Genomic DNA, 19,043 nt, shown 5'->3' with positions numbered 1-19,043 from the left:
CCTAACTCACGTTAGGCTTTTTTGTTTATTCTAGAATACCTTTGTAGACGGCATCCCGTAAGACACCTCCTGCTGTATCTCCCGCGTATTCCCAGTACATCGCACCGAGTAGTCCTGTCGTGTGTACATAATCGCATTTAAGTGCAATCGATTCTGGCGTTTCATAAGTCAGTACAAAATCCCCTTTATCGTTGACAAGATAATGCGCTTTAGCCTCATCGTCCCATTTCTGCTCAAAGCCCTGAAGTGAAAGCAGATCTTTATAATCGATAAAACTCTTGACTTCAGTTTTATTGCCCCGACCATAGAATGGAATTCCCAGCACCAATTTTTCAACAGGCATACCGCCCTCGATGTGGGCCTTAACGGCCTCCACACAAGTTGTATGTCCAGATAAAGGTGAACGGTGTAAACTCGCGTGATGATAAGGCGGATGACCCGAATCATAAGTCATGATATTCACAAAATCCACATCATTCTTAATCTTGTCAAAAGCAATATACTTACCGTTCGCAACAGAAGCCAAAGTCAACAGTTTCTTCTTACCAATAGCCTTGCGGATATCGTGCATGAGCAAGGTGAAATTCTCCGTATCCGCTAAAGAAGACGAGATCCCTGCAGAAGAATTCGTTGGATATTCCCAGTCAATGTCAATACCATCAAGATTAAATTCCCTCATCACACGCCAGCAGTCTTTGGCAAACTTTTGCCGATTAGATTCATTAGCAGCCATTTCGCTAAACCGACCGCTTCCCCAGCCGCCAACGGACAGCAATACCTTTAGATGTGGATGTGTTTTCTTAAGATCCGTAATAGCCTTCAATCTAGATTCATTATCTATACGTAGGCCGTCAAAGCTGTCGCTGACATGTGCAAAGGCATAATTGATATGCGTCAGATAAGTCGGATCAGGCATCACTTTAGACCAGGAAGTGACATAGGCGATAACAACTTTTTTGTTTTTCGCTCGTGCACAACTTACACTAGGATACAACAATAAAGTCAATAACAGAACAGTGAAGGTCTGACTAAATATTGATTTCAATTTACATTCCATAATAGCTTCTTATTTTGTTTCTAGATGATAGTGATCGTTCTAATATATAATCCGTAAAGCATTCACATTTGATGCTTACTCGCTAGCTAAAGTTTCAGATAAATATGTAGCTTCTTCATCAATATTGCATACCACAACATGGCTAAAGCCCAAAGCAATGAACCGGCAATAGCTAAGCTCATATAATCCGATTGTTTATAGAAGAATAGTGGTAGATGAAAACCCCAACAGACAAAGTAGATCAGATCAGGAGCAAGATAGGTCGTTAATGAGTTCTTTCCGGCCTCCTCAAACAATCCTATCCCGCGATGGTAGCCTTTCACATCAATGAAATAATAAAGTGGTATCAAAAGCAATACGCTAATCCCGCAACAAACCAATGCCCAGCTCGGCGTACCATGGATCTTGGATAAAATAAACCAAAAACGCAATACAAAACCTACAACTAGCCAAATCAAACCAATAACCAGCAAAAAACGCAACAATACCCGCGGATTTGCCGCATAACGTTTCATAAGCATCCCTATGGTTGTTCCAGACAGCACAATACAGGGTATATTGCCAGCTAGAAGAACATGTAAGTATCTTCCGGCACCAGGGAATTCAACTTTAAATCCCACTTGGCTCAGCATATTGAGTACCAAAAACAGCAACCAACCACATACAACCACAATTATCTTTCCCCTGCTCAATAAGAAAATAGACGCCGCGGCAAAATATCCCCATCCAATCAGCCCTAAAATCCCCCACCACCCTACTTCCAAGCCTTTTCCATTCGACGCTTTGAAAATATACAGGAGATAAATAATCCCCATAATACCAACTGCACGCAGCCCCTTATAAATGGACTGATATTGCATGTCTTTCGGATAATGATTCCAAATCAGAAAAACGAATACATACAGCAGTGCCAACCACAACAAATGTGACATCCCCGTCAACTGTGGATCAACTCGCGAACCATTCAATATCAATACACCAATAAGCAATAAACTTAATGTTCTGATCAGCATATGAACAAAAATGACCGCTGTCGATGAACCTATCTTTTCCCTGGCCGCAACAGCATAAGGCACTGCCATTCCAACCATAAAAAGAAATCCCGGAAATACCCAATCCGCCAATCCCATTCCGTCCTCATCTGCTTCCGAATGAACCAGCCATTTAGGTACACCTGGAATAAACAAGTCATTGACAAATAACATCAAGAACAGCGTGAAACCACGCATAACATCCATTGAACGGATTCGGATTTTAGGTACAGCTTGCAATGCGTTCATAATTGATTCGTTGTATTCAAAAAAGTAGCTAACAGCATGGCTGCTAGCCAATCTCTTCCCTAGATCCTTCTTAGCTAATTTTTTAGTGATTTTATGGCGACCGGAACTCGGTGAAAAATTCCTGTTTAGAAAAGTTCCTGTATAACTAAACGAAAAGACAAGCTATTTCGCTAAGATCTATCATCAATAACGCTGATGTCTCTTCGTTGAATGATCTAAGATGAGAAAAAAAATAACACTATGTAGTGAAATATTTGTTCAAATTAGTGTAAATTTCACTCATAAAATACAGAAATCGTGCAATTTACCCCTGTGATCGATATAAATCAGCCAGAAAAACAACAAGAAATGTCTCACATGTATGAATTGTTACCTTTATGAAGGGTAATTGTATTGCATATAAAAAGCAATTTATCTAAGTTTGACAAAAACAGATTTAATATAAAGCCGATCTTCATGAAATTCATTCTTTTTATCTGCTTGTTATTCGCAACACAGGCTATCTTCGGGCAGCATATCAGAGTCGTCCAAACAACAATTAAACAGTACAAACCATGAATCAATTAAAATTTCGCGACGCAGCACAACATGATTTACCACGCATAGTAGAAATATACAACTCTACAATAGCCTCCCGCATGGTTACTGCAGACACTGCCCCAGTATCTGTTGCCAGTAGACAAAAATGGTTTGACGAACATAACGCTTCGAAAAGACCCCTGTGGCTGATAGAAGATGAAAATAACCAGATACTTGGATGGGTAAGTTTTCAATCTTTCTATGGTCGTCCAGCTTATGACGCAACAGTAGAAATCAGTATCTATTTGGATGAACAGCAACGTGGTCGAGGCCTGGGTAAACAGATTCTCCAGTACTGCATTGATAAAGCTCCAGATTTAGGCGTACATACCTTATTGGGATTTATCTTTGCACACAATCTTCCAAGCATTGCATTATTTGAAAAAATGGGTTTCAAGGAATGGGCTAACTTACCCAATATAGCAACCTTAGATCAGGAAGAACGTAGTCTAAAAATACTAGGCATACGAATTAAATAACAACGTGACGGCCTAAGTAGCTGTCACTAAAAATAAAATTGTTAAATTAAAGTATTAACTTGATAAGATCTATAATTCGGTAATATGAAACATTTAATCCAATTCTCCTTGATGTTGATTGCTTATCTATTGGTCTTTTCCAGCCCCCTGTTGGCACAAAATCCAGACCGTACTAAAACTATCCCGATCGCAAGTAATTCGGCATATAACAAGATAATACAAGTGCTTCAGGATGGTGGTTATTTTATTGTACAGCTCGATCGGCCTTCGGGATTTATTCAAACCAGTACGTATTTTGAAAACAGTAATTTTCTAAGCAACAAAGAAGGGGAAAAATTAATATTCAACTTCCTGATCAGCCCTTTACAAGCTGAAAAATCAAAAATAGTTCTAAATATATTTTCAATACAAAGGCGCAAAGGAGGGAGCTTTGACGCACCTAATTATTATGATGAAGATAAGGGGATCGTCCGGGACAATAAAGCCTACCAGCAAATTTGGGATAGGATACTCCCCCTATTTCAATAAGTACAATCAAGATAAAGCCCAGCTGATCTCAGTTCACCTGGGCTTTTATAATAAAAAAAATTAGATCGAGATGGTCAGTAAAGGAACATCCAGACCCGATGCCATCATCCGTGTTTTACTCCGGTGGGTCAATGAGCTCCAAAAACCGTACTTATAGGGGATCATGACCAGCAGATCCGTACTGCTCTCTTTTACTTCGTCCCGGATCGCTTTTACAACCTCATTGGAGGTTACATTTTTGTAGTAATAACTTACGATTCCCATCACATCGTTGATGGTTTCACGTGTTTCTTTTCCTTTTTCCTCATTCAGCTGCTCAACAGTTTTTCGAATATTGAGAACCTCCAGTACCGCACCAAATTCAGCGGCAAAATCCTTGACTTTTTCAAGAATTTCCTTTTGTACACCACGAACAATATCACAGGCAAAAAGAATATGCTCCAGACCCGTAAATTTTGCGCCCAGCGGAACGGAAAGGATAGGTATTTTTAACTTACTGATTGCTGCCGTGGTGGTATTCCCCAGCATGTCCTGATCAAAGGAACGTTTGGCCATTCCCATCACCAACAAATCCGCATTCGTCTCCTGGATGCATTTTGTCATCTGGTCATAAAACAAACCTGCCGCAAGATAAGGAATAGTCAAAACACCACTTTCGGCCGTAATCGCCTCGGCTTTACGTCGTAAAACCTTACTTTGATGTTCAAAAATCTTGAACATAGAATCGGGAGAAAGTCGAGCGTTCATTGCATGAATGGAAGGATTTTGAAGAGAAAATAAAACGAGCTCGTATTCTTTTCCTGCAAAAACTTCCATAATAAACTTTAAGGCATGTTCGGCCTCTTCAGCATAGTCTGTGGCAACAATAATCCGTTTCATATGGTCTAATTTAATTCAATAAAAAATCCCTTTTTATTACATTCAAGTTAACGAAAAATAATAAATCTATCAAACGGAGAATTGTCTCAACTGGGTCAGTTTTCTCCCTATTTTTGGCTATTTTAAGTAGCTAGCCTTTACAAAAGATGCTTTTTTCAGATAATCGATACTTTGTTGTAAACCGGTATAAATATCGTTACGTGTTTCTTCCAGCTCAACAAAAATATATTGCAGGCCAGCAACTTTTGAATTGTTAAAAATTGCATCGAAACCGACCATACCACTTTGGCCAATTTCGCGGTGGTCCTTAATGTGCAAAGCCTTGAATCTGCCCGCATATTTATTGAAGTAATCAACCGGACTAACTTGCCCCATGACCGCCCAATAGACGTCCATCTCGAAGAATACATGTTCAGGATTTGTATGCTCTAACATATAATCGTACATCACTTTATCTTCCACTTTTCTAAACTCATGCGAGTGGTTGTGGTATCCGTAAATGATTCCTTGCTGACGGCATTTCGCACCCACAGCATCCAGGTAGCGACATTGCGTTTCCAGATCCTTAAGTGTTTTAGGTACATCCATCCAAGGCGTGACGATGTATTTCATTCCCGCTGCTTTGTGCGTAGCAATACATTCGTCCCACCATTTTAGGGATTCTGTAAAATCTCCAGAGCTTAACTCTTTCTCTGATAGCGTTTTCGTTGCATGTGATGAAATCACCTTCATTCCAGCTTTTTCAACTTTTGCCTTAAACTCTTGTGGGCTCAAGTTATATAATTTACCATCTTTGTATCCAGCAGCTTCCACTCCTGTATAACCCAATGCTGAGATCTTTTGCAGAATCTGGTCGAAATTGGCGTTTTTACCGATTTCTTCACGTACAGAATATAACTGTAGACCAATTTCCTTTTTTGCAGCTTTCTGTTGTGCAAATGTTGGACTAACAGCCAACATCATACATCCAGCTACCAATGTTCCGATAAGAGTTCTTCTTTTCATTTAGTGCTCAATTATTTATTACAGACTTCGTTTAACGCAAAATTATTTGTAAACGCAGGTTTACAGGTTGTTTAGGTTTGTCGCGTTAATTATAGCCGCAATGTATGCAAATACTCGAAAAAACACAATGCTTTACCGTTTTATTTATTCACGTCGCGTGCTCAGCGCTCCATAACATGCTTTTTTATAGGAATAAAAATATACCCAACTCAACGATTTACAATTTGCAACTGTTCTATTTACAATAACAAACAAGTTGAGTGATGGAAAATAAATATGAAACCCCCGAACATAGCGATCAAAAACAGGAAGAGAAACTACCTGATGTTGCCGTTGAGGAAAAAGATGATGAACCTGCCGGTCGAAATCTCAAACGTACACTTATTATTGCAGTATGTGTGTTGATTGTGTTTTATCTGATTTATTATTTTATGAGTGGACAATAACAGGCGAATAGCCGCAACCATGCAACTCACCACAGCTCCGGCGGAACTTGACGGATTCTTGGAAACCGAAGCCGGGCAAGTCGACTTTTGTCGTCATACACAATCTGGTAGAATCTGACCAAAATTTCGGTCATTGTGCCGACGTACTCGACAATTTACCACGGCTCCGGTGGAACTTGACGGATTCTTGGAAACCGAAGCCAGGTAAATCGACAATATCTGCTTAAATAATTTCGTTTTTCATTCGCCTGTGTGCTACTAGATAATAACTTTTTATATTGGTTTACACAGGACGGTGACGTAGGGTCTATTTACTAAACAAATCTCAGTACCGATTAAATCATCTGTTATAACAAATATAAAAGAAAAAATAATAAATACAAATTTTTAAACAAAATAATGAACTATATTTTGCGCAAATTGTCATTCAATTCGTTGTATGACGGATGAAGACAAAGCATTACTGGAAACAATTGGTTTACGCTTTCGCGCGAAACGAAATGATCTTTATTATTCACTACGGGATCTATCCCATCTAACAGGCATTTCAACAGGAACACTCAATGGTATAGAAAAGGGAAAAGACTTAACGCTCACAAACTTTTTAACTTTATGCCGCAGCCTGGAAATCCAACCGACGGTATTTTTTCAGCATGATATTGTTTTTAATTCGCCCTATTCCCTACCTCCTGATGCGCAGGAAAGAATCACGCTAAGCAAAAAACTGGATGACCTCGTCTATCATTCGGATTTTTTCCACTCAGCACGACGTGTTTCGGAAGTGTTGGTCCAATTGGGTATTGACAAGAGCCAAAGCAACAAATTCTCTGTTTATCTAACCAACTATTGTGAAGAGGGAGCCCTCGTCTATCAGCAGCATGGTAACTATAAAATCTATCGTAAAAAAAAGGTAAATAAAAAGGACTAAACTTCTTTGTTGGAAAGTTCACGAAAACGGTTTGCCCTTCTAAACGTTCCCAAATCATTAAAACGAACCCCATACTTGCGCAAAATTTCTTGTGCCTTCTTGCGCCCAATATGACGTACGTAAAATGTCTCATTGACGACAAAATGATGGATGCTATGTGTCCAACCGAAAAAGAAACAAAACAATTGCATCGGAAAAGTCCACCAAACTGTCAATACTTGCGTCTGCTCAATAACATTTCCAGCTTCAACATCACCAAAATAATGCATGTTTGATGTAATAAAATGCAAACAAAACTGACGTAATAAGTTTGGCAATAGAATAACATAAATGATCCCATGCAGACTTATCAACATGTTATTAACATAGTGTGGAAAACTCAAATCTAACTCAAAAACCTCACTTAACCAACCAAATAACAGGTCTGCAAAAAAGAAATATAAAATCACATGTGCAAAAATCGTCACTGGAACAATGCTCAAAAACATAATCCGTTTTAGTTTTGAAGAAGTCTCCAACTTTAGATTTCCATTTTTCACCTCGCTGTCCATATCGTTAAACATGCGATGCAGTCGAAAGAGCCCACCCAACACAACATCGGGAGTTGTTAACAGACGTTTGATCGACCACTGCTCGCCATTCGTAACACTGCGTTCCTCAACATCATGTAATGTACCCGAAAACTTATGATGATGATGATGCAAGGTCCTGCGTATCCAAGGATTTACCGTCAATGGACGTAATATCCATACACTAAAAAGCATAAAATGATGAATTGCCTTTTGTCTTTTAAAATAAAGCCAATGAATCAGATCATGCTCTATTTCATGCAACACGCCCATAAAAAACGCATTACTGACAATCATAAGCCAAGTTGGAACAACAGCGCGAAACCAAGCTATCGATACAACGACAATTGCCAGGATCGCCAGTGCGAATAGAGCCATTCCGATACTGTTCTGACTTTTTAAGATGGGATACATTCCTTTAAGCTGCTGGTAGGAAAGATTTATTTCCCTCCTAATCTGGCTCGACTTTTCCTGATGTGTCAAATTCGATGTGATTTAATTGGTAAAAATAAGTTTTTTTTTCGCAAACACCAATTTACCAACACCTCATCAATAAGCGATTTCACCCAAAAAAAATAATGCACTTAAAGGGATTTGGTAGGGACTTTATAGGGACCTTATAGGGACCTCATTCGGATGAAGCCGTCTTAACTACCTATTAACTCCCTATTACGTAACACCTTATTTACAATTATTTAATAGATTAAACTAAACTTATCTATTCGTTGTGTGTTAGTACCCCTACACATTTAATTTAATACTATGGCAAATGTAACACAGGGTGTAAATGGTCCTCCCTCGGGCAAAGTGGGGGCAGTTGTTTTTTGTAAATGGAAAGAGATCAATTATGTCAGGTCTCTTCCGAGGGTGAATAAAAAAAGAGCACTTTCTGAAAAGGAAGTGAACAACCGAAACAAATTTGGACTTATGCAACAATTCTTAAGTCCTTACACGAGAGTCATACGGCTCGGTTTTTCCCTCTACGCCAAAAATATGACAGCATTTAATGCGGCGATGTCCTATAACCTTCACCATGTCATGCAACAAGACGATGAAGGTTTTCATATCGATTATGAAAAGATTGCCATAAGCCGAGGTTTGGACGAAGAGATTACAGGGGCAACATTTCAATTGTTGAACGAAACTATCCATATCACTTGGGAACTAAAAAACACCGAAAAACTCTTGTACGAGGATCTGACAGATTTCCGAACCTTGGTACTCCTCATTCCTGAAAATCCAATAAACGCTTCACAAGGTGTTTTACTTCAAAATTACATTATGGATTTGCGAGAATCTATTCAAATACCGAAACTAACCCAAAGTGATACATATCATCTATATCTAGGTTTTGTTGCAGCTGACGGAACTAATCGGAGCATGAATAGCAGCTATCTCGGAAATATAAACCTAGAAAGAGGATTAAGTTCCTTCCGGGAATTAAATTCATCAACAGGAGAAATAAAATAATTCAAAAACAAACACACAACACACTTAATCACAATAAGATAACAACATTTTAACACCGAATTCATGTTAATATGCTTACTTCGTATAAGCGATATGATTTACAATCGATGGTTTCAACAGCCACATCAATTTCGGCCATGAAGCCAATCGTCTTTATATCTAGTAGGCATTTGGTTACCCCCTCAGCAATCCTCAACACATATCCATGTGCAAGTCCTACTACTTTCTCTATTCAGTTCGGCAAGCTCATACCTTGCCGAACATTCTATTACCCAACGGATCCCCGATTACGATTTAACTTCCAAAAGGATCTGTCTTTTTTTCGGTCTTTACGATTTTAACCAAATGCTCCAATGCATTTTTCAGACGCTTAGCATCTTCTTCCGTTTGGATCGCCCATAAAATTTCATCCGTGCTTGGCGAAGACTTAAATCGAATTTGATAACCGGATTTTACTCTTGCAATGACAAGTACATCTGATTTGGCAATATCACTTCTAAAATGCTGGCCACTGGAAAGAAAGACTGTTAACACCTTCCCATCTACCGTTACCGTGTCAATTTTCGTATCCTTATAACGGTAAGCTACCTTATATAGCTTATTAATATAAGCCATGGTCTGTTGTTTATTCAAGCTCGCATTTTGGGCTACTGATGGCACTGTAATACCAATAGCCAAAAGAAAGCACAAGAAAAAATTCTTCATTTATCTAACATTTTTTATTTCCATATACTATAACAACACATCGCTCAGATTGCACTTACTCACCAAATATCACATAGCGCAAATCAGCAGAAGCAAAATACGTTCCTTTTATTGATGAACTAAAAATATAGATTTTATTTACTTTTTTACTTATTGCCCCACAAACTAAACTTATTTCCAGTAGCCGCATTTCGATTGCTGCTACTGAAAAATTCATCTTTAGCCATTTTTAGTTATTCTTTCGATCTCGATAAATCCCGTGCATTCTCTGCCATACGGATAAATTCAGCACGATAACCTTCCTCATCTTTGCCTTTGGAAGCTTTTGCGCGCGCGATGAGCTGATCAAAACTGGCCTTTTGCTTAAAATCAGAATCACGAAGTAATAGACCAAGTTCCGCTACCGCAGTGGCGAACTGTAAATCTTCACTCACGCGATTCAATTCCGTAACAGTAGTTCCTATCACCTTTTGTTGCAACTTGCTTTTCTCCCCTTCGGGCTCCTTATACCGAAATTTCACGGTTGCCAGTTCAGCATTTCTCCGCTCAGCTACCGGATCCGCTTGTTGTTGATATTTTAAGGGGTCTACCGTTCCGACCATCCCAGACTCCACACCGACCGGTACAATTTCATATAGGGCTGTCACCACATGACCTACCCCCATATCACCACCCATCTTTTGATCGTCATTGAAATCTTCAGCTTCCAACAAGCGGTTTTCGTACCCCACTAAACGGTATGCCTGCACATAACTGGGATTAAATTCGACCTGGATCTTGACATCTTTCGCAACGGTAAACAAGGTTCCCCCGAATTCGGTCACCATCGCTTTTCGTGCTTCAGAAATGTTGTCGATATACGCATAATTCCCATGCCCTTTGTCTGCAAGGATTTCCATCTTACTGTCCTTCAGATTCCCCATGCCATACCCCAATACTGTGAGGAAAACCCCCGATTTACTTTCTTTGGCAATCAGCTCTTCCATCGATTCGTCACTGCTTTCCCCAACATTGAAATCGCCGTCACTAGCCAAAATAATCCGGTTGTTTCCACCTTTGATAAATTGTTGCTTCGCAATTTCGTAAGCCTTCTTAATTCCTGCAGCTCCAGCAGTACTTCCACCGGCTTCCAGCTCCTCAATAGCCGATTTAATTTTCATCTTTTCATCACCGGGCGTACTCTCCAGTTTTACCCCTGCCGATCCAGCATAGGTCACAATGGCAACATGGTCTACAGCACGTAGTTGATCAACCAACATCTTCAGCGAAGCTTTCACCAAAGGCAGACGCCCCGGTCCCATCATTGATCCCGACACATCGATCAAAAACACCAGATTGGAAGCTTTAAGATTCGCCGTCGGTATATCTTTCGCCTTTAATGTTACGCGCATGAGCTGATGTGTAGTATTCCAGGGTGCCTTGGTCAATTCGGTGACGATATTTACAGGTTCGCCATTCTTAGGTCCGGCCACTTGATACTGAAAGTAATTGATCATCTCTTCAACCCGTACCGCATCTTTTTCAGGTAGTGTTCCTGAATTGATAAAACGACGTACGTTACTATAGGAAGCAGCATCAACATCGGCCGCCAACGTTGATAAAGGTTCTTTTCGTGGATTGATAAACTTGTTTTCCTTTATTTTTTGATAAGATTCTTGGTTCTGATTAGGCACATAACCCGTCCCTCGAATATACAGACCCGATACTTGCCCTGACAAAGCTGCATTAACATTCATCACCGACGCCGTCTGACGCTTCGCCCTGCGCTCAGATCCGGTCACCACAACTTCATCCAGTGTGGTGTTTTGTTGCGCCAAGGCCACATCAATCGTTGTCCGATGGTTGACCGCTATCCGTTGCTCAAGATATCCGATATAACTAAAAATCAAGGTATTTTTACCGTCAAGGACTTGAATACGATAGTTTCCCTTATCGTCGGTCCGCACCAGCGCTTTTGTAGCAACATTGCTAACCTGTACGCCCGCAAGGGCAGTCCCTGTATTCGCATCGACAACCTTACCGCTGACCTCATATCCCTGATTGGCATGTCCACCTAAGGATAGCAACAAGCCTATTACAAAAAGTATTGCTCTCATATCTTTACATTTTTGCCAAGGGATGCCACAAATATTAAATTTCCATAAACCAGAAAAAAAAAATATTTTTAGCCAATAAAATGTTCGCATTCAAGTCGTCAAAAATAGATACAGCACAAGACCACGAGCTCTTGCTGCACTACCAGGAATCCATGGAGCTCCAGGTATTGGGGGATCTATACCAGCGACATACCGAGATGGTATACTATGTTTGTTTACGGTATCTCCAAGATTCCGAATTGAGCAAAGATGCTGTCATGAATATCTTTGAAGAATTAATATATAAAGTCAACAAGCAAGAAATCAAGGACTTCCCAAGATGGCTTTATGTACTAAGCAAGAACCATTGTTTGATGTATTTAAGGTCTCAAAAGAACAAATCTCAAATTTCTTTGGATGAATTTGTGAAATTTCCAGGAGACGTGCATCAGTATGAACAATATGATGAAAAAGAAGAACAGCTAACAGCCATGGAAGGCTGTCTGGAAAAGTTGCCAGACAAACAGCAGCAGTCGGTCAGACTCTTCTTCTTAGAGGAAAAATGTTACAAAGAGATTAGCGAATCTACCGGTTATAGCTTGAACGAAGTAAAGAGCTATATACAGAATGGGAAACGGAATTTAAAAAATTGCATGGAGGCTTGGAATGAGCAACAGTAATTACGACATAGCATACTTAAAGAAATACGTCAACGGCGAATTATCTCCTACGGAGATGTACGCGCTTGAACGTGAGGCACAGCGTGACCCCATGCTGGCCGATATTCTTATGGGTATGGAAATGGATCAGAATAAAACCGTACTTACAACAATCAACAACCAAATTGCACAACGTGTTCAGAAAAATAATACCGCTAAAATAAAGGTCTTTGATTGGAAGAAACTTGCCATCGCCGCAGCGGCAGTGATCGTATTGGGGATTGGTCTCCTCCTTTACCGTCGACAGGACAAAAATTCATCCGAAGCGAGGCGTACCGCCGAAGTAAGTATTACGCAGGAAAAACCCAAAACAAAGGTTACAGCAGCAGATTCTATCATTCCTTCAGATGATATTGCATCAAAAATAGGATCTCAAGATCATTTGCCACAATTAGCCGATAATAACCGAACGCGGCTTCATGAACAGCATCCACTCGAAGAGGTGACCGTTTTATCCCGGGAACCATCCCTGCGTGTAAAATCATTGGAAGAAATGAAGGAAGGTCTCAATAATGATCGCCCTGTATTTGGATTAAGGCCTGCAGACAGTACAATTGTTATCGGTTATGCACCAATGGCAAAGAAAAAAGATGCTTCCCAAACCATTATGATTCGTGGAACATCAAGTTTAAACAATACCCTTGCAGGCAGAGCTCCGGGTATTGCGATGCCACAACAACAAGGTACCCCGCTACAACTTACAATTCGGGACAAAGAGACAGGCTTACCTATTTCGGGAGTGACAATCATTCAACCCAATAGCAAGTTTGCGACGAATACCGACGCACAGGGACAAGCGACCATCCAACCCAGCACAATGGATTCACTCGTCGACATCATGGCTCTGGGCTACAATTCTGTCGCATTGAATATGCGTCGCAGCAAAAATACGACGATCAAAATGCAACCTTCCGGCGCCTCACTTGATGAAGTCGTCGTTACAACGATGTCTTCACGCAAGTCAAAAAGTGCCGAACCTATCTGGGGCTGGAGATCGTTCAACAATTATATCAAGAAAAAAACAGCTAAAAGCCGTTATGAGGGCACTGTCCGTTTAAGCTTCTATATCGATAAAGATGGACTCCCAACAAATATCAGCGTTCTCCAAAGTGCAAATGATTACCTCGATGCCAAAGCCAAAGAGATTCTACTTTCGGGACCAAAATGGAAAGGGGAAGACTACCGCTATGTCACGTTAAGCTTCGAATTCACCTTGTAAGGATGCGATCTGAGCACATCCTATCTAATTACAACACAAGTTTATCTCGCTATCGGGACAAATAAGCAATCGCAATTGATCGATCCATTTATCTTTTCAACCAATTTAATTTATAAGGGTTTGGATTTAAAATTATTTCATACTTTAGTGTTATAATTCTTAACCATACAGTCATTTTTTATGAAAAGTTTTTTCACTGGCCTCCTCCTGCTTAGTGGTGTATACCTACAAGCGCAAGATTTTTCGTTCGGTAAAATAAAAAAGGAAGATTTTGCCATTACTGTTGACAAAATAGATACAGCAGCAAATGCCTTTGTCTTACGCGAATATGGATCAGCCGAAGTAAATTATGATAAAAACAAAGGTCCGGTTGTTCAATTTTTCAGACACGTCCGCATTAAAATATTAAATAAGGAAGCTTATAATTACGCTAATTTCAGTATCCCTTTATATAAAAGCGGCAACGACCGGGAAGTCCTTATGGACATCAAGGGAGCGTCCTATCACCTCGTCGGAGATAAGGTTGTAGAAACAGAGATGACGAAAGCGAATATTTTTAACGAAAACGCCTCAGAAAACTATGCGGTAACGAAAGCGGCCATTCCGCAGGTCCAAGAAGGTACAATTATTGAATACCGCTACCGCACAGAATCGCCATTTATTTTTAACTTAAATGCCTGGGAATTTCAGGAAGATCTCCCAAAAATTTATAGCCAATACGTCACGCGTATTCCCGAAGTTTTTCATTACAAAGCCAATTTAAAGGGGGGATTAGCCGTCAGTGACCGGAAGGTAGAAAATTACAACACAGGCCTGGATTCTCAAGTTGGAGAAGTCTTAGGCAATAAAACCACCTATACCATGGAAAATATTCCGGCTTTCCATACCGAAGATTACATGACCTCTTCCAAAAATTTTAGGTCAATCATTTTCTTTGAGCTTGGTCGGTATAGCATTCCAATGGGACCGACAAAAGACTTTTCGCTCACGTGGGAAAATGTCAGAGATAAACTCGTACAGGACGAAAGTTTTGGTGGACAGGTAAAGCGAAAAACGGCATTGAAAGAGTTCATTGAACCGGTATTGCAGGATTCAAAAGATGACCTGGAGAAAGCGGTACGACTGTATACCTACTTCCAGAAACAAATAAAATGGAATAACCGCCATTCGATCTACGCAAAAAATATCAAAGAAGCCATCGAAAAAAGAACAGGCAATAGCGCCGATATTAACCTTGGACTGGTCAATGCCTTACGTTATGCGAAACTAGATGCCATCCCTGTTATTTTATCGACACGTGAGAATGGCTATGCAGGGCTCTATGCACCAGCGATATCAGAGTTCAACCATGTCATTGCCCAGGTAAAAATAGGTGAAAACTACTACCTGCTGGATGCGACCTCTCCCTATGAGATGTTTGGAAATATCCCAATGAAATGTGTCAACTTTCAGGGAAGATCAATTCCCCTGGAAGGCGAATCTGACTGGGTAAAGCTCGAGGCAAATCTTGCATCTACTTACAGTAACTTCTTCTACGGTGAACTGTCGGAAGATGGTGCATTAAAAGGAAAATGGATTACCTCACGTAACGGTTACGGTGCTTCCAAAATGCGTGAACGCCTTCAAGGAAGTAATTCTGAAGAAGAATTCTACGAAAAAATAGATGAAGAAAACAATCGCATCAAAATCAATAGTTTTAAAGTATCGAATCGGGAATCCCTTGATAAACCGCTAACGGAGGAGTTTGAAATTGAGATTAAGAATTTTGCAACCCTGCAAAATGAGCAACTTCTATTCAATCCTTATATTGACACAAAAATGTCCAAGAATCCCTTCAACCTTACGGAGCGGAATTATCCGATCGACTTTGGTTCTTTAGTCCAAGAAGAGTGCTACATTGAAATCAAACTGCCAAAAGGCTATGCATATCCAACGGAAGGAAAGTTAAAAAACATCAGTATGGCTCTTCCTGAACGTGCGGCCCGATATATTTTCAAAATCAATAATACAACACCGGATGTTCTGATCATCGAATCTGCAACACAATTAAACAAACCCTTGTTTATGCCGGAAGAGTATTTTGATTTAAAAGAGTTTTTCAGTCGGATCATCCAGGCAGAAAAATTAGATGTTGTACTCAAAAAAATATAACGATATCACTTAACACAAACTTCATTTTATATTGACGATTAGCTTAAATAAGGGTGATAACTTTGAATATCAAAAAATAGTAAAATGATTAAAGATTCAGATTTATTCGAACTAGAGAATACCTTCCTTGGTGAAGGTTTCGAATTAGATGGTGATGATATTATCACCGATGAAGACTAGGTCTTCACTTTTTTAGCAAGTATTATTCCCCTTATATAATCTCAAAGCCCAGACATTCTTTGCTGGGCTTTTTCTTTGCTCCGTTGTTCGGCAATTTGGCCAAACCTTATTATTTCTCTATCTTTATGTCATCCTGACAATCCGCCGTTGAGCTAACCCAGCTTCTATTATTACGGGAACGCAAGTAATAGGTTTAAAGCAAATAACACACATGAGAAAAATAATATTGGATCTGGCCATGACCTTAGATGGCTTTATTGAAGGCTCACAGGGAGAGGTTGACTGGTGCATTATGGATGATGACATGGATTTCGATGGCTTTTTGGCTTCGGTCGATACCATCTTTTATGGCCGGGTGAGCTATGATGCCTGGGGTAATTTCCAACCGGGTGCTACGGCCGATGAAACGGAAATAAATCTTTGGAAAAATGTCCATGCGAAGAAAAAATATGTTTTTTCCAGTCAAGCAAGACAAGATGAAAACGCTACTTTCATCCAAACTAATATCACTGAACATGTTCAGGAAATAAAAGCACAGCCCGGAAAAGATATTTGGCTATATGGGGGGCACGTCTAATCACAACATTCATCCAAGCCAACCTTGTTGACGTCTATCGCATTTCCGTTCACCCCATTGCCCTGGGAAGTGGCAAGCCTTTATTTGAAAACTTACCTGAACGACTATCTCTAAAACTTGTTCAAAGCGTCACATTCAAATCGGGTGTTGTTCAGTTAATCTATATCCCTCAACATGAATCTTAACTGTCAGGCAGCCCCACAGATCGCTGACCAGATGATTAGGAAAGTGCTAGATCAACTCGAAAGTATATTTATGCCCCATTGCTCGCACCTATCGGAAGATCAACCAGGTAGAGCCTATTATGGTTTTAATTTTCAACTGGGCAACAAAAACTTCAAATTTAGGAAGGCTAAGATAACACCAAGAAAAGTGGGGTTATTCATTGCTCTTTGGAAACGTGACAGCGATGGTCGACCATCCCCTTTACTGCAGATGATCCTTTCGATTATTACCTTATTTTAGTTGGGCAAGACCAGCATTGCGGCTTATTTGTTTTTCCAAAACAGGCGCTCATTGAACATGAAATCCTCACAGCAGGTTGTCAAGTGGGTAAACGCGGATTCCGAATTTATCCAAATTGGAGTACCCCAACCAACAAACAGGCTAACAAAAGCAAACAATGGCAGCACACATACTTTGTGGATTGCTGTGGGTCCCCTCAGGAAGGTAATAACAAATTGGCCCATATACTGCAAAGCAACTAGTCGATATTTCCGACCAAATCGGCATAAGCAGCATGCAACAAAGAAATTGCCGTCACCATACTTTGTTCGTCAAGATGGGCAAACCCCAACCGCAATGCTGTAACGGTTTTATTTTGATAAAGGCAATTACTCGGCAACAAGAGTCCTAGCAACCGCACTTTTTCTTGCAAGGCTGTCAGCGAAACAACCCGATTAAACTGTATCCAAAAAGCCAGTCCCGAGGACGGGATTTCAAACCGGATCTGATCTTCAAAATGCCGTAACAGCAATTGGGCAAACAATTCTTTTCGCTCAGCAATTGTTTTCTGAAATTTACGCTGATACCGAAAGATATCACCCTGATGGATAATTTCACCCAAGGTTTTCTCGATCATAAAATTCGGTTTTCCGAAGATATTCAAATACTTTTTACCTTCATCCAACAGATCCTGTGGTGCGATCAAAAAGTTCATTTGGAAACCAGGGTCAAAGAAACTACCGAAAGCACCTGTATAAATCACGCGGTTACCGCCATTTTTCCGAAAAAGTGATTCGCCTTTCTCCTTAAAAAAAGAAGACTCAAAATCCACATCATCCTCAATAATGATAAAGTTATACTGCTCGGCCAACGCTAATAATTGAATTTTCCTCCGCTCGGAAAGGTTAACCGTCGTTGGATACTGACATCTGGTATTGAGGTAAACACATCTGATTTCTCCGGGTTTATATTGATCTCCGATTTTATCTACATTCATCCCCTCCGCATCTACTGGAATGGTTTTTAGCTTGGCCCCAGCTTGACTAAAGATCATGTTAGGTAAAAAATAACTTAAATTTTCCACCAGCACAATATCACCTGGTCGGATCAATAATCTGGATAAAATTGAAAAAATCTGCTCGCGGCTGGCAATAGGCAACAAGAAATTCCGGGAAAGATGAAACCCTCTTGTTAAATTCAGATAATAGCTTAACTGGTCCCTAAAAAACAAATTCCCTTCAGTCGTCGTCGGAAAATCATCACTTTTCTTTTTCCGTTTCACCATGGATGCATAAAAACGCACCAGTTCCTCCGTTCCAATGACATTATAATCCGGTGTTCCATCCGTAAAATAGTACCTTTCGGGAACCTCTGAAATAGGCATATCTAAGATGAGTTCCTTTCTAAAAAAGTAAGGTGCAAAATCAGGCGGCTGTCTAAATGCCTTAACTGCAGACCTGGAGGTACCGATACGCTCGGGATTTTTCACAAAAGTTCCGCGATTAGGTAAAATTTTTACCCAGCCCTGTTCCTGCAATTCCGCTAAAGCAGCTACAATGGTTTTTCGGTGCACATTTAGTTCATCAGCAATCTTCCGACTTCCCGGCAACAGATCGCCATCTTCCAATAGATTACGTTTGACGGCATTGATAAATTGATAAACAATCTGCAGATAGATGGCATCTTCCTTACGGCGATCTATCTTAATAATGGAATGAAAACCTATACTAACCGGACTACTCATTATGTTTAT

Annotated in this window: 17 protein-coding genes and 2 pseudogenes; 10 read left to right on the top strand and 9 right to left on the bottom strand. The window is 40.1% G+C overall.

Going from position 1 to position 19,043, the window contains the following annotated elements; genetic code table 11:
• Positions 1–25: 25 nt before the first annotated feature.
• Positions 26–1,057 carry a glycoside hydrolase family 18 protein gene (locus B3297_RS00950; protein WP_286778278.1) on the bottom strand — a complete coding sequence of 344 codons (1,032 nt, stop codon included), beginning with the start codon at positions 1,055–1,057 and terminating at the stop codon, positions 26–28.
• 86 nt (positions 1,058–1,143) lie between these two features.
• The gene (locus B3297_RS00945; protein WP_286778277.1) at positions 1,144–2,337 is read right to left on the bottom strand and encodes a DUF5009 domain-containing protein; all 1,194 of its coding nucleotides are present in this window, start codon (positions 2,335–2,337) and stop codon (positions 1,144–1,146) included.
• A gap of 554 nt (positions 2,338–2,891) precedes the next feature.
• Between B3297_RS00945 and B3297_RS00940 the strand changes: the two genes are divergently transcribed.
• Both B3297_RS00940 and B3297_RS00935 read left to right on the top strand, forming a co-directional pair.
• Entirely contained in the window at positions 2,892–3,395 is a 504-nt protein-coding gene (locus tag B3297_RS00940) for a GNAT family N-acetyltransferase (protein ID WP_075994058.1), read from the top strand.
• An 84-nt stretch (positions 3,396–3,479) separates the two neighbouring features.
• Positions 3,480–3,923, top strand: a complete 444-nt coding sequence (locus tag B3297_RS00935; RefSeq protein ID WP_286778276.1) for a hypothetical protein — start codon at positions 3,480–3,482, stop codon at positions 3,921–3,923.
• Between the two features lie 60 nt (positions 3,924–3,983).
• Here B3297_RS00935 and B3297_RS00930 read toward each other — a convergent pair whose 3' ends face one another.
• Together B3297_RS00930 and B3297_RS00925 are read right to left on the bottom strand one after the other, a co-directional pair.
• The gene (locus tag B3297_RS00930) at positions 3,984–4,802 is read right to left on the bottom strand and encodes a universal stress protein (RefSeq protein WP_070565812.1); all 819 of its coding nucleotides are present in this window, start codon (positions 4,800–4,802) and stop codon (positions 3,984–3,986) included.
• 117 nt (positions 4,803–4,919) lie between these two features.
• Positions 4,920–5,807, bottom strand: a complete 888-nt coding sequence (locus B3297_RS00925) for a sugar phosphate isomerase/epimerase family protein (RefSeq protein ID WP_070565810.1) — start codon at positions 5,805–5,807, stop codon at positions 4,920–4,922.
• A 263-nt stretch (positions 5,808–6,070) separates the two neighbouring features.
• Between B3297_RS00925 and B3297_RS00920 the strand changes: the two genes are divergently transcribed.
• Complete coding sequence (locus B3297_RS00920; protein WP_070565808.1) at positions 6,071–6,253, top strand: hypothetical protein; 183 nt, start codon at positions 6,071–6,073, stop codon at positions 6,251–6,253.
• 439 nt (positions 6,254–6,692) lie between these two features.
• On the top strand, positions 6,693–7,181 hold the full coding sequence (locus B3297_RS00915; protein WP_286778275.1) for a helix-turn-helix domain-containing protein: 489 nt from the start codon (positions 6,693–6,695) through the stop codon (positions 7,179–7,181).
• On the opposite strand, the gene B3297_RS00910 is transcribed toward B3297_RS00915, so the two are convergent.
• The gene (locus B3297_RS00910) at positions 7,178–8,233 is read right to left on the bottom strand and encodes a fatty acid desaturase (protein ID WP_083295925.1); all 1,056 of its coding nucleotides are present in this window, start codon (positions 8,231–8,233) and stop codon (positions 7,178–7,180) included. The two genes, B3297_RS00915 and B3297_RS00910, sit on opposite strands and share 4 nt — an antisense overlap.
• 279 nt (positions 8,234–8,512) lie before the next feature.
• On the opposite strand from B3297_RS00910, the gene B3297_RS00905 reads away from it, so the two are divergent.
• The gene (locus tag B3297_RS00905) at positions 8,513–9,220 is read left to right on the top strand and encodes a DUF6266 family protein (protein WP_070565802.1); all 708 of its coding nucleotides are present in this window, start codon (positions 8,513–8,515) and stop codon (positions 9,218–9,220) included.
• Between the two features lie 294 nt (positions 9,221–9,514).
• Here the strand turns inward: B3297_RS00905 and B3297_RS00900 are convergent, their stop codons facing one another.
• Genes B3297_RS00900 through B3297_RS00890 form a run of 3 tightly spaced genes read right to left on the bottom strand, consistent with a single transcriptional unit; the run spans position 9,515 to position 12,021 of the window.
• Complete coding sequence (locus B3297_RS00900; RefSeq protein WP_070565800.1) at positions 9,515–9,925, bottom strand: hypothetical protein; 411 nt, start codon at positions 9,923–9,925, stop codon at positions 9,515–9,517.
• Positions 9,926–9,980: 55 nt separating this feature from the next.
• Entirely contained in the window at positions 9,981–10,142 is a 162-nt protein-coding gene (locus B3297_RS00895; RefSeq protein WP_159333293.1) for a hypothetical protein, read from the bottom strand.
• A gap of 16 nt (positions 10,143–10,158) precedes the next feature.
• Positions 10,159–12,021 (bottom strand): vWA domain-containing protein, encoded by a 1,863-nt coding sequence (locus B3297_RS00890; RefSeq protein ID WP_070565845.1) that lies wholly within the window; start codon positions 12,019–12,021, stop codon positions 10,159–10,161.
• A gap of 80 nt (positions 12,022–12,101) precedes the next feature.
• Here B3297_RS00890 and B3297_RS00885 point away from each other — a divergent pair, with 80 nt between their 5' ends.
• From B3297_RS00885 to B3297_RS24775, 5 genes and pseudogenes are all read left to right on the top strand, one after another.
• On the top strand, positions 12,102–12,680 hold the full coding sequence (locus tag B3297_RS00885; RefSeq protein WP_070565798.1) for an RNA polymerase sigma factor: 579 nt from the start codon (positions 12,102–12,104) through the stop codon (positions 12,678–12,680).
• Entirely contained in the window at positions 12,667–13,938 is a 1,272-nt protein-coding gene (locus B3297_RS00880; RefSeq protein ID WP_070565796.1) for a TonB family protein, read from the top strand. The genes B3297_RS00885 and B3297_RS00880 overlap by 14 nt, the downstream gene beginning before the upstream one ends.
• Positions 13,939–14,118: 180 nt before the next feature.
• Positions 14,119–16,089, top strand: a complete 1,971-nt coding sequence (locus B3297_RS00875) for a DUF3857 domain-containing protein (RefSeq protein WP_070565793.1) — start codon at positions 14,119–14,121, stop codon at positions 16,087–16,089.
• A gap of 391 nt (positions 16,090–16,480) precedes the next feature.
• Positions 16,481–17,031 (top strand): annotated as a pseudogene (locus B3297_RS00870) (dihydrofolate reductase family protein).
• Positions 17,021–17,553 (top strand): annotated as a pseudogene (locus B3297_RS24775) (MepB family protein). Before B3297_RS00870 ends, B3297_RS24775 begins: the two co-directional pseudogenes overlap by 11 nt.
• On the opposite strand, the gene B3297_RS00855 reads toward B3297_RS24775, so the two are convergent.
• Positions 17,550–19,034 carry a PLP-dependent aminotransferase family protein gene (locus B3297_RS00855; protein ID WP_070565789.1) on the bottom strand — a complete coding sequence of 495 codons (1,485 nt, stop codon included), beginning with the start codon at positions 19,032–19,034 and terminating at the stop codon, positions 17,550–17,552. The pseudogene B3297_RS24775 and the gene B3297_RS00855 sit on opposite strands and share 4 nt — an antisense overlap.
• Positions 19,035–19,043: the final 9 nt, after the last annotated feature.

It is taken from the genome of Sphingobacterium sp. UBA3519 (assembly GCF_002377215.1).
Lineage (GTDB): Bacteria > Bacteroidota > Bacteroidia > Sphingobacteriales > Sphingobacteriaceae > Sphingobacterium > Sphingobacterium multivorum.
The sequence above is the reverse complement of the archived record's forward strand: the minus strand, read 5'-3'. Positions and strand labels throughout refer to the sequence as shown.

What these genes read in the sequence shown, in the direction of transcription:
- B3297_RS00895 (WP_159333293.1), bottom strand. Translation starts at nt 10,142, where the DNA reads ATGAATTTTTCAGTAGCAGCAATCGAAATGCGGCTACTGGAAATAAGT.
- B3297_RS00930 (WP_070565812.1), bottom strand. Translation starts at nt 4,802, where the DNA reads ATGAAACGGATTATTGTTGCCACAGACTATGCTGAAGAGGCCGAACAT.
- B3297_RS00890 (WP_070565845.1), bottom strand. Translation starts at nt 12,021, where the DNA reads ATGAGAGCAATACTTTTTGTAATAGGCTTGTTGCTATCCTTAGGTGGA.
- B3297_RS00885 (WP_070565798.1), top strand. Translation starts at nt 12,102, where the DNA reads ATGTTCGCATTCAAGTCGTCAAAAATAGATACAGCACAAGACCACGAG.
- B3297_RS00905 (WP_070565802.1), top strand. Translation starts at nt 8,513, where the DNA reads ATGGCAAATGTAACACAGGGTGTAAATGGTCCTCCCTCGGGCAAAGTG.
- B3297_RS00945 (WP_286778277.1), bottom strand. Translation starts at nt 2,337, where the DNA reads ATGAACGCATTGCAAGCTGTACCTAAAATCCGAATCCGTTCAATGGAT.
- B3297_RS00925 (WP_070565810.1), bottom strand. Translation starts at nt 5,807, where the DNA reads ATGAAAAGAAGAACTCTTATCGGAACATTGGTAGCTGGATGTATGATG.
- B3297_RS00875 (WP_070565793.1), top strand. Translation starts at nt 14,119, where the DNA reads ATGAAAAGTTTTTTCACTGGCCTCCTCCTGCTTAGTGGTGTATACCTA.
- B3297_RS00880 (WP_070565796.1), top strand. Translation starts at nt 12,667, where the DNA reads ATGAGCAACAGTAATTACGACATAGCATACTTAAAGAAATACGTCAAC.
- B3297_RS00935 (WP_286778276.1), top strand. Translation starts at nt 3,480, where the DNA reads ATGAAACATTTAATCCAATTCTCCTTGATGTTGATTGCTTATCTATTG.
- B3297_RS00915 (WP_286778275.1), top strand. Translation starts at nt 6,693, where the DNA reads ATGACGGATGAAGACAAAGCATTACTGGAAACAATTGGTTTACGCTTT.
- B3297_RS00940 (WP_075994058.1), top strand. Translation starts at nt 2,892, where the DNA reads ATGAATCAATTAAAATTTCGCGACGCAGCACAACATGATTTACCACGC.
- B3297_RS00855 (WP_070565789.1), bottom strand. Translation starts at nt 19,034, where the DNA reads ATGAGTAGTCCGGTTAGTATAGGTTTTCATTCCATTATTAAGATAGAT.
- B3297_RS00900 (WP_070565800.1), bottom strand. Translation starts at nt 9,925, where the DNA reads ATGAAGAATTTTTTCTTGTGCTTTCTTTTGGCTATTGGTATTACAGTG.
- B3297_RS00950 (WP_286778278.1), bottom strand. Translation starts at nt 1,057, where the DNA reads ATGGAATGTAAATTGAAATCAATATTTAGTCAGACCTTCACTGTTCTG.
- B3297_RS00920 (WP_070565808.1), top strand. Translation starts at nt 6,071, where the DNA reads ATGGAAAATAAATATGAAACCCCCGAACATAGCGATCAAAAACAGGAA.